General features: G+C 71.4%; 7 protein-coding genes. 5 read left to right on the forward strand and 2 right to left on the reverse strand.

The features are described 5' to 3' along the window. Positions 1 to 11 precede the first annotated feature (11 nt). Complete coding sequence (locus ACH4S7_RS28170) at positions 12 to 1,637, reverse strand: MFS transporter (RefSeq protein WP_398524259.1); 1,626 nt, start codon at positions 1,635 to 1,637, stop codon at positions 12 to 14. A 664-nt stretch (positions 1,638 to 2,301) separates the two neighbouring features. Here ACH4S7_RS28170 and ACH4S7_RS28175 point away from each other — a divergent pair. From ACH4S7_RS28175 to ACH4S7_RS28190, 4 genes are all read left to right on the forward strand, one after another. Further along, positions 2,302 to 3,090: an ABC transporter ATP-binding protein gene (locus tag ACH4S7_RS28175; RefSeq protein WP_398524118.1), complete on the forward strand. Its 789-nt coding sequence runs from the start codon at positions 2,302 to 2,304 to the stop codon at positions 3,088 to 3,090. Beyond that, positions 3,087 to 5,663, forward strand: coding sequence for an ABC transporter permease (locus tag ACH4S7_RS28180; protein WP_398524119.1), 2,577 nt, complete (start codon positions 3,087 to 3,089; stop codon positions 5,661 to 5,663). The genes ACH4S7_RS28175 and ACH4S7_RS28180 overlap by 4 nt, the downstream gene beginning before the upstream one ends. Before the next feature lie 361 nt (positions 5,664 to 6,024). Continuing rightward, positions 6,025 to 9,555: a transcription-repair coupling factor gene (mfd, locus tag ACH4S7_RS28185; RefSeq protein WP_398524120.1), complete on the forward strand. Its 3,531-nt coding sequence runs from the start codon at positions 6,025 to 6,027 to the stop codon at positions 9,553 to 9,555. A 74-nt stretch (positions 9,556 to 9,629) separates the two neighbouring features. After that, positions 9,630 to 10,406, forward strand: a complete 777-nt coding sequence (locus tag ACH4S7_RS28190) for an HNH endonuclease family protein (protein WP_398524121.1) — start codon at positions 9,630 to 9,632, stop codon at positions 10,404 to 10,406. 181 nt (positions 10,407 to 10,587) lie between these two features. Here ACH4S7_RS28190 and ACH4S7_RS28195 read toward each other — a convergent pair whose 3' ends face one another. Continuing rightward, the gene (locus ACH4S7_RS28195) at positions 10,588 to 11,424 is read right to left on the reverse strand and encodes a DUF4190 domain-containing protein (protein ID WP_398524122.1); all 837 of its coding nucleotides are present in this window, start codon (positions 11,422 to 11,424) and stop codon (positions 10,588 to 10,590) included. A gap of 250 nt (positions 11,425 to 11,674) precedes the next feature. On the opposite strand from ACH4S7_RS28195, the gene ACH4S7_RS28200 reads away from it, so the two are divergent. Next, positions 11,675 to 13,738 (forward strand): N-6 DNA methylase, encoded by a 2,064-nt coding sequence (locus ACH4S7_RS28200; protein WP_398524123.1) that lies wholly within the window; start codon positions 11,675 to 11,677, stop codon positions 13,736 to 13,738. Positions 13,739 to 13,860: the final 122 nt, after the last annotated feature.

Consider the following 13,860-nt stretch of genomic DNA (forward strand, 5'->3'; position numbering starts at 1 on the left):
GCGGGGGCTCCTCACGGGGTGGTGTCGGCGGCCCCGGCGGCGGTCTCCGTCGGCACTCCGGGGGCCGCCTCGTCGATGACGGGGAAGCGGCGCGGCGCCACGAAGACCAGTACCAGCAGGGCCAGTACGGCGGCCAGGGCCGCGCCGACGTAGACGTGGTCGACCGCGGCGTCCACCGCACGGCGCAGCCGGTCCGCCGCGTCGGCGGTGAGGGACGCCGGGTCCTCCAGGGCGCGGGCGACCGAGTCCAGATCGCCCGCCCCGCCCAACCGGGCCGCCAGGACGCCGTTGGCCACCGCGCCGAAGAGCGCGGCGCCCACGCTCTGACCGATCTGACGGTAGAAGAGGATGGACGCGGTTGCCGTGCCCCGCTCGGACCAGCCGACCGATGACTGGACGCCGATGATCAGCGGGAGTTGGAAGATGCCGAGCGCGGCGCCGAGCAGCAGCATGATCAGGGCGGGTTGCCAGGCGGAGCCCGGGTAGGGGAGCAGCGGGAAGGCGGCGAGGACCAGCCCGGCCAGCGAGATACCGATGATCGCGCACTGCCGGAAGCCGATGCGGTTGTAGAGGCGGTTGGACAGGGCGGCGCTGATGGGCCAGCTGATGGTCATCACGGACAGGACGAAGCCGGCCGCTATCGGGCCGAGGCCCAGTACGGACTGGGCGTACGTCGGCAGGAACACGGTCGGGGCGATCATCAGCAGCCCCAGCGCGCCGAGCGCCAGATTGACGGCGGCGATGGGGCGGCGGCGCCAGACCCAGCCGGGGAGGATCGGTTCGGCGGCCCGTCGTTCGATGACGACGGTGACCGCGACGAGCAGGGCGCCGGCGCCGAACAGGGCGAGTGAGGGCGCGGAGAACCAGGGCCAGGCGATACCGCCCTGGACGAGCCCGGCGAGCAGGGCCGCGCCCGCGCCGAAGATGGTCAGCGCGCCGGGCCAGTCCACCCGGACACGGGTACTCCTCCCGGAAGCCGCCGCACCTCCGGGAGCCGTGGCACCTCCGGGAGCCGTGGCACCTCCGGCACCGGATCGGCCCGCCGGGCTCACGAGGCCCGCGGGACTCACAGGGCTCACCAGCTTCGCGGGATTCGCGCGGCGCACGGGCCCCGTGCGGGTCGGCTCGCGCAGATGGCGCACGATCAGCCACAGGGCCACCGCCCCCACCGGAAGGTTGATGAGGAAGATCCAGCGCCAGTCGGCGTAGGTCGCGAGCAGTCCGCCGACCGCCGGGCCCGCGACCGCCGCCACCGCCCAGACCGTCGACAGCCTGGCCTGTATCCTCGGGCGCTCCTTCAGCGGATAGAGATCGGCGGCGACCGTCTGCACCGTGCTCTGGAGCGCACCCCCACCCAGGCCCTGGACCACCCGGAACGCGATCAGCGAGGCCATGTTCCAGGCGAGGGCGCAGAGCAGGGAACCGATGAGGAAGAGGATGATCCCCGCGATCAGAACCGGTTTGCGGCCGAAGGTGTCGGAGAGCTTCCCGTACACCGGGAGCGTGACCGTGACGGCCAGCAGATAGCCGGAGAAGAGCCAGGAGAAGACGGCGAAGCCGCCGAGGTCCCCGACGATCTGTGGCACGGCGGTCGAGACGATCGTGCCGTCGAGCGCACTCAGGGCCATGGCCATCATCAGCGCGGCGACGACGGCGCCACGTCGCTGGGGGTCGACACCGGACGCGGGGACGCCGCGCCCCGCGAAGGACAGCTTCCGACTCTCGGTCACGCTGGATCCTTTCCCCCTGCATTCACTTGTTCACGGGTCACCATCTCACTCGGTGGGGTCTACGCCGAGGCATGGCGTGAACTCCTCCACGAGGGGCCGATGTCGGGGGTGGAGGCCGCCGACCCCTAGGGGCTCCTCCCTACTAGCGGCCGAGTGCTGTTCGTACCGGGGGACGACGTAGTGGCGGGGGTCCAGTCCTTAACGTTGTCCTACAAGCGGCGCTCGCGGCCACGAGGGGACCACGGCGGGCACGGAGCGCCGCTGCCGGATCCTTCCGGCGACCGGGCGCAGGGGGGCGCGCCTCACCGGGGGTGGTGGGGCTAACCCCAGGTGGAGACTGCGCCCCGCACCAGCGCGCCGGACCGATTCCGCCGACAGACTTTGCAGTAACCCGACTTCAAGCAGCTCGACTTCGACTCGACGTCGACGTCGGGTGCGCCAACGTGAATACGGCCCGACTTCAGGCGCCCCGCGTCGACACACCCGACGCAGGCACCCCGGCGTCAGGCACCCCGGCTTCATCGATACCTACGCGGCGACACCGAGAACCAAGCGATATAGGAGACATACCGTGACTACGGCTGTAACCATTCCCCGCCACGGGAGCACCGGAGGGCGTACGGCCGTCGCCGCGCGCGGTCGGCAGGTCGTCAAGGCGTATGGATCGGGGGAGACCAGGGTCGTCGCGCTCGACCATGTCGATGTCGACATAGCCCGCGGCCAGTTCACCGCGATCATGGGGCCATCGGGCTCCGGTAAGTCGACCCTGATGCACTGCCTCGCCGGTCTCGACACCGTCACCTCGGGCCAGATCTACCTGGACGAAACCGAGATCACCGGGCTCAAGGACAAGAAGCTCACCCAGCTCCGCAGGGACCGGATCGGCTTCATCTTCCAGGCGTTCAATCTCCTCCCGACGCTCAACGCCCTGGAGAACATCACCCTTCCCATGGACATCGCGGGCCGGAAGCCCGACGCCGCCTGGCTGAACCGGGTGGTCGACACCGTCGGACTGTCCGAGCGGCTCAAGCACCGGCCCACCCAGCTCTCCGGCGGTCAGCAGCAGCGGGTGGCCGTCGCCCGGGCGCTCGCCGCCCGACCCGAGATCATCTTCGGTGACGAGCCGACCGGAAACCTCGACTCCCGGGCCGGGGCCGAGGTCCTGAGCTTCCTCCGCCGCTCGGTGGACGAGCTGGGCCAGACCATCGTCATGGTCACCCATGACCCGGTCGCGGCCTCCTACGCGGACCGGGTCCTCTACCTCGCCGACGGCCGGATCGTGGACGAGATGTTCCGGCCCACCGCCGAAGCCGTGCTCGACCGGATGAAGGACTTCGACGCCCGGGGGCGTACCTCGTGACCGTCCTCAAGACCTCCCTGCGCAACTTCTTCGCGCACAAGGGGCGCATGGCGCTCTCGGCGGTGGCGGTGCTGCTCTCCGTCGCCTTCGTGTCGGGCACGCTCGTCTTCACCGACACCATGAACACCACCTTCGACAAGCTCTTCGCCAGCACCGCCGCCGATGTCACGGTCAGCCCCCGACCGCTGGACGAGGAGGACGACGGCCAGCCGCAGACCGGGAAGCCCGAGACCCTGCCGGCCGCCCTGGTGGCGCGGGTGGCCGCGGTCGAGGGCGTCGAGTCCGCCGAGGGCAGCGTCACCAGCACCAGCGTGACCGTGGTCAACGCCAAGAACAAGGACATCGGTGCCAGCGGCGGCGCCCCCACGATCGCGGGCAACTGGACGAAGAACGAGCGGAAGATGCTGGAGATCACCTCCGGCACCGAGCCGCGCGGTCCCACCGAGGTGATGATCGACGCCGACACCGCCGACAAGCACAACCTCAAGATCGGCGACGAGCTCCGCACCATCGCGGTCACCGGCGACTTCCGCGCGAAGATCTCCGCCATCGCCTCCTTCAAGGTCACCAACCCCGGTGCCGCCCTCGTTCTCTACGACACCGCCACCGCACAGCGGGAACTGCTCGGCAAGGAAGGGCTCTTCACCAACATCACGGTCGTCGCGGCCGACGGTGTGAGCGACAGCCGGCTCAAGGCGGACATCGCGGGCGCGCTCGGCGCCCCCTACAAGATCGAGACCGCCAAGGAGACGGCGGACGCCGGCCGCGAGGACGTCGGCGAATTCCTCAACGTGATGAAGTACGCGATGCTCGGCTTCGCCGGGATCGCCCTCCTCGTCGGCATCTTCCTGATCGTCAACACCTTCTCGATGCTGGTCGCCCAGCGCACCCGTGAGATCGGTCTGATGCGGGCCATCGGCTCCAGCCGCCGTCAGATCAACCGCTCCGTGCTGATCGAGGCGCTACTCCTCGGTGTCATCGGCTCGATCGCCGGTGTCGGAGCCGGTGTCGGCCTCGCCATCGGGCTGATGGAGCTCATGGGCACCATGGGCATGAATCTCTCCACCGACGATCTGACGGTGAAGTGGACCACCCCGGCCGTCGGGCTCACGCTCGGCGTGCTCGTCACCATCGTCGCCGCCTACATCCCGGCGCGACGGGCCGGCAAGGTCTCCCCGATGGCCGCTCTGCGTGACGCCGGGACCCCCGCCGACGGAAAGGCCGGCCGGGTGCGGGCCGCCATCGGGCTGCTCCTCACCGGCGCCGGCGCCGCCGCCCTGATCTCCACCGCCGACGCCGACAAGGCGAGCGACGGTTCGATGCTCCTCGCCGTCGGCGTCCTCCTCTCCCTCCTCGGGTTCATCGTCATCGGCCCGCTGCTCGCGGCCGTGGTGGTGCGGGTGATCAGTGCGCTGATCCTGCGGATGTTCGGCCCGGTCGGCCGGATGGCCGAGCGCAACGCACTGCGCAACCCCCGTCGTACGGGGGCGACCGCCGCCGCCCTGATGATCGGCCTCGCCCTGGTGGCGTGCCTCTCGGTGGTCAGCGCCTCGATGGTCGCCTCGGCCAACGAAGAGCTGGACAAATCCGTCGGGGCGGACTTCATCGTCCAGTCCGGCACCGGCCAGCCGATCGTGCCGCAGGCCCAGCAGGCCCTGGAGAAGGCGCCCGGCGTCAAGCACGTCACCGAGTACAAGATCGTCAATGTGCGGATCACCGCACCCGACGGCCAGGTGGCGAAGGAGACCATCACCGCCGCCGACCCGACCTACGCCGAGGACCTGCGTCAGAAGACCGTCGCGGGCAAGCTGTCCGCCGCTTACCAGCCGAACGGCATATCCGTCGGTGAGGAGTACGCCGACAAGCACGGGGTGAAGGTCGGCAGCACCCTCACCGTCGCCTTCACGGGCGGCCAGACCGCCAAGCTGAAGGTCGCGGCGATCACCTCCGCCGACAGCGCGCTGGAGCAGGGCGCGAAGTTCATCAGCACGGCCACCGCCGCCCAGTACCTCTCCGCCGACCGGATGCCGAAGAATCTGATGCTCTTCGCCTCCGCCGATGACGGTGAGGAGAAGGAGGCGTACACCGCGCTCAAGGCGGCGCTGGAGCCGTACCCGCAGTACAAGGTGATGGACCAGACCGATTACAAGGAGAACCTCCAGGACCAGATAGGCCAGATGCTGAACATCGTCTACGGCCTGCTCGCCCTCGCGATCGTCGTGGCCGTGCTGGGTGTGGTGAACACGCTCGCCCTCTCGGTCGTCGAGCGGACCCGCGAGATAGGACTCCTCAGGGCGATCGGCCTTTCGCGCCGCCAGCTCCGCCGCATGATCCGGATGGAATCCGTGGTGATCGCCCTCTTCGGCGCGCTGCTCGGCCTCGGCCTGGGCATGGGCTGGGGCACCGCCGCCCAGCAGCTACTGGCGCTGGAGGGCATGGGGGTCCTGGAGATCCCCTGGCCGACGATCATCGCGGTCTTCGTCGGGTCGGCGTTCGTGGGCCTCTTCGCGGCACTGGTCCCGGCGTTCCGGGCCGGCCGGATGAACGTCCTGAACGCCATCGCGACCGAGTAACCACCGAGCCGCCACGGCGGGGGACCCCGGAGCGCTCGCGGAAGCGGCCCGGGGTCCCCCTGTATGTCTCGGGGCCGGGGGCCGTGGGCCGGTGCCGGGTTCGGGGCCTGGGGTCCCCAGCCCGTCGTGGGACCCCGGGGTCCCCGCCCGTCGTGGGCCCCGGGGGACCTCGCCGTGCAGCGATTCGGGGGTCGCTGCCCGTCGTGTCGGACGGGGTGCCGTCCGCCCGTCCTGGGGGCCGGTGATTGCGGAGGCGGCCGGGGTGGGCGCGGGCGTAGGCTGGAGCGAACCCCGGCCCGTCCCTCGTGTCGGGCTCTTCGTGTTGCCCCCGCTCCGCCACTCCCCGGATGGAAGCCCTTTCATGAGCCTCGTCGGTCTGCTCGATGCCGTCGTCCGTGACCCCGCGCTCGCCGAAGCCGTGCAGGCCGCCCGGGGTGCGGGCCGGACACATGTCGACCTGGTCGGACCGCCAGCCGCCCGTCCCTTCGCGGTGGCCGCGCTGGCCCGCGACTCCCGGCGTACGGTGCTCGCGGTCACGGCGACCGGCCGGGAGGCCGAGGACCTCGCCGCCGCGCTCCGCTCGCTGCTGCCCGAGGAGGGCGTGGTCGAGTACCCCTCCTGGGAGACGCTGCCCCATGAGCGGCTCTCGCCCCGTTCCGACACGGTCGGCAAGCGGCTCGCCGTGCTGCGCAGGCTGGCCCACCCGGTGGCGGACGATCCCGCCACGGGACCCGTCTCCGTGGTGGTCGCCCCCATCCGCTCCGTACTGCAACCGCAGGTCAAGGGCTTGGGCGAGCTGGAACCCGTCTCCTTGCGCACCGGGCGACAGGCCGATCTCGGCGAGGTCGTGGACGCGCTCGCGGCGGCGGCGTACTCCCGGGTGGAACTGGTCGAGAAGCGCGGTGAGTTCGCGGTCCGCGGCGGCATCCTCGATGTCTTCCCGCCGACCGAGGAACACCCCCTGCGGGTGGAGTTCTGGGGTGACGATGTCGAGGAGATCCGTTACTTCAAGATCGCGGACCAGCGTTCGCTGGAGGTCGCCGAGCACGGACTGTGGGCGCCGCCCTGCCGTGAGCTGCTGCTGACCGACGAGGTGCGCCGCCGGGCGGCCGAGCTGGCCGAGGCCCATCCCGAGCTGGGCGAACTGCTCGGCAAGCTCGCCGAGGGCATCGCGGTCGAGGGCATGGAGTCGCTGGCCCCGGTGCTGGTGGACGAGATGGAGCTGCTGCTCGACGTGCTGCCGAAGGGGTCCATGGCCGTGGTGTGCGACCCGGAGCGGGTGCGCACCCGGGCGACCGACCTGGTGGCGACGAGCCAGGAGTTCCTCCACGCCTCCTGGGCGGCGACCGCGGGTGGCGGCGAGGCCCCGATCGATGTCGACGCCGCGTCCCTGTGGGGCATCGCGGACGTCCGGGACCGGGCCCGCGAGCTGGATATGAAGTGGTGGTCGGTGTCGCCGTTCGCCGCCGACGAGGAACTCTCCGAGGACACGATCAAGCTCGGGATGCACGCTCCGGAGTCGTACCGGGGCGACACCGCGCGGGCGCTCGCCGACACCAAGGGCTGGCTGGCCGACGGCTGGCGCACGGTGTACGTCACCGAGGCGCACGGCCCCGCCGCCCGTACGGCCGAGGTGCTCGGCGGCGAGGGCATCCCCGCCCGGCTCGACCCGGCGCTGGGGGACATCTCCCCGAACCTCGTCCATGTGTCGTGCGGCTCGATCGACTACGGCTTCATCGACCCGGGCCTCAAGCTCGCCGTGCTCACCGAGACGGATCTGTCCGGCCAGAAGGCGGCGGGCAAGGACGGCCAGCGGATGCCGACCAAGCGCCGCAAGACGATCGACCCGCTGACGCTGGAGGCGGGCGACTACATCGTCCACGAGCAGCACGGCGTCGGCCGCTACATCGAGATGGTGCAGCGCACGGTCCAGGGCGCGACCCGCGAGTACCTGGTGGTCGAGTACGCGGCGGCCAAGCGCGGCCAGCCAGGTGACCGCCTCTACATCCCCACCGACCAGTTGGAGCAGATCACCAAGTACGTCGGTGGTGAGGCCCCGACGATGCACCGGCTCGGCGGCGCGGACTGGACCAAGACGAAGGCGCGCGCGAAGAAGGCGGTCAAGGAGATCGCCGCCGACCTGATCAAGCTCTACTCGGCCCGGATGGCGGCCCCAGGACACGCCTTCGGCCCGGACACGCCCTGGCAGCGGGAGCTGGAGGACGCGTTCCCGTACGCGGAGACCCCGGACCAGCTCTCCACGATCGCCGAGGTCAAGGAGGACATGGAGAAGACGGTCCCGATGGACCGGCTGGTCTGCGGTGACGTGGGGTACGGCAAGACGGAGATCGCGGTCCGGGCGGCCTTCAAGGCGGTCCAGGACGGTAAGCAGGTCGCGGTCCTCGTCCCCACGACGCTGCTGGTGCAGCAGCACTTCGGCACGTTCTCCGAGCGGTACTCCCAGTTCCCGGTGAAGGTCAGGGCGCTCTCCCGGTTCCAGTCCGACACGGACGCCAAGGCGACCCTGGAGGGGCTGCGGGAGGGCTCCGTCGACATCGTCATCGGCACCCACCGACTGTTCTCCAACGAGACGAAGTTCAAGGACCTCGGTCTGGTCGTGGTGGACGAGGAGCAGCGGTTCGGCGTCGAGCACAAGGAGCAGCTCAAGAAGTTGCGCGCCAACGTCGACGTGCTGACGATGTCGGCGACCCCCATCCCCCGTACGCTCGAAATGGCGGTCACCGGCATCCGGGAGATGTCCACGATCACCACGCCCCCGGAGGAGCGCCACCCGGTGCTGACCTTCGTCGGACCGTACGAGGAGAAGCAGATCGGCGCGGCGATCCGCCGTGAACTGCTCCGCGAGGGCCAGGTCTTCTACATCCACAACCGGGTGGAGTCCATCGACCGGGCGGCGGCCCGGCTGCGGGAGATCGTCCCCGAGGCGCGGATCGCGACGGCGCACGGCCAGATGTCGGAGTCGGCGCTGGAGCAGGTCGTGGTGGACTTCTGGGAGAAGAAGTTCGATGTGCTGGTCTCCACGACGATCGTGGAGTCGGGCATCGACATCTCCAACGCGAACACCCTGATCGTGGAGCGCGGCGACAATTTCGGCCTCTCCCAGTTGCACCAGTTGCGCGGCCGGGTGGGCCGTGGCCGGGACCGCGGTTACGCCTACTTCCTCTACCCCCCGGAGAAGCCCCTCACCGAGACCGCGCACGAACGGCTCGCCACCATCGCCCAGCACACCGAGATGGGCGCGGGCATGTATGTGGCGATGAAGGACCTGGAGATCCGGGGCGCGGGCAATCTCCTCGGCGGGGAGCAGTCGGGCCATATCGCGGGGGTCGGTTTCGATCTGTATGTACGGATGGTGGGCGAGGCGGTCGCCGACTACCGGGCCTCGCTCTCCGGCGAGGTGGAGGAGGAGCCCCCGCTGGAGGTGAAGATCGAGCTGCCGGTGGACGCCCATGTCCCGCACGACTACGCGCCGGGCGAGCGGCTGCGGCTCCAGGCGTACCGGGCCATCGCCTCCGCGAACACGGAAGAGGACATCAAGGCGGTCCGCGAGGAGCTGACCGACCGTTACGGCAAGCTGCCGGAGCCGGTGGAGAATCTGCTGCTGGTGGCGGGTCTGCGGATGCTGGCCCGGGCCTGCGGGGTCGGCGAGATCGTGCTCCAGGGCTCGAACATCCGCTTCGCTCCGGTGGAGTTGCGGGAGTCGCAGGAGCTGCGGCTGAAGCGGCTGCACCCGCGTACGGTGATCAAACCGGCCGTCCGGCAGGTGCTGGTGCCGCGTCCGACGACGGGGAAGATCGGCGGGAAGCCGGTGGTGGGCCGGGAGCTGCTCGGGTGGACCGGGGAGTTCCTGACGACGATCCTGGGCTCGTAGCGCGCCGCTGGTGGTTCGGGGAGCGGCGGCCCCGGGTCGCCGCTCCCGTGCGGGGCGGTCAGTACGCTGCCGGGGTGAACAGCACCGGAGTTCGAAGAGCGCGCGCGTGTGTCGTCGGGGGCCTCGCGGTGGTGATGCTGGTGGGCTGCGAGGGAACCACCTCCACCGGCGACTCCGCACCCACACCGCCCGCCGCCACCGGTCGGGCCACCGGCAGCAGCCCGCTCGACAACCCCGACGGCACCCGCGCCGGGCTCGGCGCCCTCACCTCCGAGCGGGACCGGGCCGCCGCGCGCCGGCTGATCGAGAAGGTCGCCACCAAGGGCCGCGGCCCCCGCACGGGTTACGCCCGGGACCGCTTCGGCTCGGCCTGGCTGGACAGCGCCGACGGCGTGCCCCTGGCCCGTAACGGCTGCGACACCCGTAATGACCTGCTGGCCCGCGACGGCGAGAAGCTGCGCTACCGCTCCGGCTCCGACTGCGTCGTCATCGCGATGACGCTCCACGACCCCTACACCGGCCGGGCCATCGACTGGCGGAAGCGCGAGGCCGCCGCCGTACAGATAGACCATGTCGTCCCGCTCTCGTACGGCTGGCAGATGGGCGCGGCCCGCTGGAGCGAGGAGAAGCGGCGGCGGTTCGCCAACGATCCGCTGAACCTGCTGCCGGTGGACGGGCCGACCAACAGCGCGAAGCGGGACTCGGGGCCGGCGTCCTGGCTGCCGCCCCACCGCGGCATTCGCTGTTCGTACGCCGTACGGATCTCCCAGGTGGCCGTGGCGTACGCGCTGCCGGTGACGGCGCCGGACAAGAAGGCGATGCTCGCGCAGTGCGGCGGCGGCAGCCGATAGCTCCGCGACGGTCCGGTACCGGGACCCGGAACCCCGGGCCCCGGACCCCAGGCCCCAGGCCCCAGACGTCAGGCCCCGGGAACGAACGGCGGGCCGCCCCGCTCACCACCACCGGGGTGGCGAGGAGAGGGGCGGCGAGGTGCCGGCCGCTGGCGGGCATCGCGGTCTCCGGGAGGGCCGGTCAGAGGGTCAGCTCCCACTGGGTGGCGTCGTACATGAAGCCCGGGGTCACCTCGACGGTGAGGGTCTTCGCGGTGGCCGGGGCGTCGAAGGCGTAGGTCACCGTGGACTTCTTGCCCGGCAGGACGTTGCCGGTGAAGCTGGAGCCGACCTTCTCGTCGTAGATCTGCTCGGCGGTGACGCCCTCGGCCCCGGCGCGGGCGTCCGTGGTCACCAGGGCGGCGTCGAACTTCTTGGTGCCGGCGTTCTCCACGGTCACGGTGAGCTGGTACGCCTTGTTGCCCTTGGTGTGGCCGACGGCGTACTCGCTGGGGGCGTAGCTCTTGGCGGCGGACACGGTGATCTTCAGATCGTCCTTGTAGACGCTGGTCCCGCCGGCTTCCAGGACCTTGGCCTCGTCCGAGCCGGACCCACCCTTGCTCTTGCCCTTCCCCTTGCCCTTGCTCTTCCCCGAGCTGCCGGGGTCCTTGGTCGTGGTGGTGCTGGTGGCCTTGTCGATCTCGTCCGCCACATCGCTCACCGCGCTGACCGTGATGATCAGGCCGACCACCGAGAGGACCAGCGCCACCAGTCCGAGGACCGCTCCGGTGATGGTGACGCCCTTGTTGTTCGCCTCGCCGCGCTTGACCCGGCCCCGGCCCACCAGCCCCAGGATCAGGGCGATCACACCGAGGATGCCGGCCATCCAGAAGAGCAGCGGGATCACGCCCGAGATCGCGCCGATGATGCCGAGGATCAGCGAGGCCGTGCCGAGGCCGTTGCGCATCGAGGGCCGGCCGTGCTGTCCGTACTGCGGCGGAGCGCTGTCGTGCGAGGGCTGGTGCGTGGAGTGGGACATGGGTGTGTCCTCCCGGACATGGCGTGTGATCGGGGCCGGTTGAACGCCCCCCGTGGTGACGGGTCAATAAGAACAGAGGCTGTGAACCGAGTCAACATCGTTCACGGGATTGAGGGTTCATCACACTGTGAAGGGGCTTCTTCCGCTTGTGGCGGTATGCTCGGCGCCACAACACGGGCACAGCACACGGCCCATCACACGGGCCGAACACGGGGCTCTGACCAGCGAAGACGAATGCGGAGGCAGCCAGGTGTCGGAGAACGCAAGCGAGGTGACCGCCGCCGGCATCGCCCGGCTCGCGGGCGTCGGACGGGCCGCGGTCAGTAACTGGCGGCGCCGGCACGCGGACTTCCCCAAACCCGTCGGCGGCACCGAGACCAGCCCGTCCTTCGCCCTCACCGAAGTCGAACAATGGCTTCGCGACCAGGGGAAACTCGCCGAGGTCCCGCTCCGGGAACGCGTCTGGCAACAGCTCGCCGACCATCCGGCCACCGCCGCCACGGCACTCGTCCAGACGGGCTGCGCCCTGCTCCTCGTCCGCGACCGGCCCACCATCTGGCAGGAACTGGCCGACTCCCCCGACGACCGGGTGGCCGAACTGCTGCCCACCGCCCTCGAACAGACGCTGGGCGCCCACTTCGCCGACGACCGCACGAACCTCTTCCGCACGGCGCTCCGCCCCACGCCCGAAGCCGTCCCCGTACTCCGCTCAGCCGTCGAGCTGGCCGCCGAACTCGGCCCCCGGGAGACCTTCGCATTCCTGCTCGGCCGCGTCCTCGACACCAACCTCCGGCAGTACACCCCCACCCCGCCGGGGGTCGCCGCCCTCATGGCCGCGCTCGCCGCCCCCACCGAGGGGGCGACCGTCCTCGATCCGGCGGCCGGCGCCGGAAACCTGCTGTGCGCCGTCACCGCCGCCCGGCCCGCCGCCCTCTACGCCCAGGACGCCGACCCCGACCTCGCCGCGCTCACCGCGCTCCGGCTCGCCCTGTGTTCCGACGCCACGGTCCGCGCCCGCTCCGGTGACACCCTCCGCGCCGACGCCTTCCCCGAGACCGCCGCCGACACCGTGCTCTGCCACCCGCCGTTCAACGAACGCAACTGGGGCCACGACGAACTCGCCTACGACCCCCGCTGGGAGTACGGCTTCCCGGCCCGCACCGAATCCGAACTGGCCTGGGTCCAGCACGCGCTCGCCCGGCTCCGCCCCGGCGGCACCGCCGTCCTGCTGATGCCGCCCGCCGCCGCATCCCGCCGCTCCGGCCGCCGGGTCCGCGCCGGACTGCTGCGGCGCGGCGCGCTCCGGACCGTCATCGCGCTGCCGGCCGGCGCGGCACCCCCGTACGGCATCCCGCTCCACCTCTGGGTGCTGCGCAAACCCGAACCCGGCCGGGCCCCCGCGCCCGAACTGCTCTTCGTGGACACCACCGAACTCGCGCCCCCCGGCGGCGGGCGCGACCGGCTCGACTGGCCGGCCGTGCACCAGGCCGTACTCGACGCCTGGCAGCCGTTCGAACGGGCCGGTTCGGTAGCCGGCCAGCCCGGCGCGAGCCGTTCCGTCCCCGTCATCGAACTCCTCGACGACGATGTGGATCTGGCACCCGCCCGCCATGTTCCGCCCCCGGCCGGTGCCGACGGCGCCGACGATCTCTCCCTCGTACGGGAACGGCTCACCGACACCCTCCGTCGCACCGCCGAACTCACCCCCGCGCCGACGCCCCCCGGCGTGCCCGCGCCCTGGCCGACCACCACCGTCGGCGAACTGGCCCGCGCGGGAGTGCTGCTCATCCGCGTCGGCACCGTGCCCCCCGGTGGCGCACCGGGGGCGGGCGCGGTCCTCAGCGAACACGACGTCCTCACCGGCGCGGCCCCGTCCGCGACGCTTCCCGACGACACCGACGACGAGCCGGTACGGGTGGAGACGGGCGACGTCGTCGTACCCGTGCTCGGCGGCGGCTCCGTCGTCCGGGTCGTCGACGGCCCGGACGATCCGGCGGCGGGCGCGGCACTCGGCCGCAACCTCCATCTGCTGCGCCCCGACCCGGCCGCGCTCGACCCCTGGTTCCTGGCGGGCTTCCTGCGCGGCACCGCCAACACCCGGCAGGCCAGCAGCCACGCCTCCACCGCGAGCCGGCTCGATGTGCGCCGGGTGCAACTGCCCCGACTGCCCCTGGCCGAGCAGCGCCGCTACGGCGAACGGTTCCGCGCGCTGGCCGCCTTCGAGGACGCGCTACGACTGACGGGACGGCTGGGGGAGCGGTTGGTGCAGGGGCTGTACGACGGCCTGACGGACGGCACCGTACGGGCCGATTAGCGCGGCGCGGCGGGGCGGCCGGTGCGCGTGCCGCGGGCGCTCCGCAGACCGGGCCACCCGCGCGGGGCCGTGTCCCCAGACCGGGGCCACCCGCGCCGGGCCGGTGCGCGCGCCGCGGGTGA

The sequence above is a fragment of the Streptomyces sp. NPDC020965 genome (assembly GCF_044333555.1).
GTDB lineage: Bacteria > Actinomycetota > Actinomycetes > Streptomycetales > Streptomycetaceae > Streptomyces.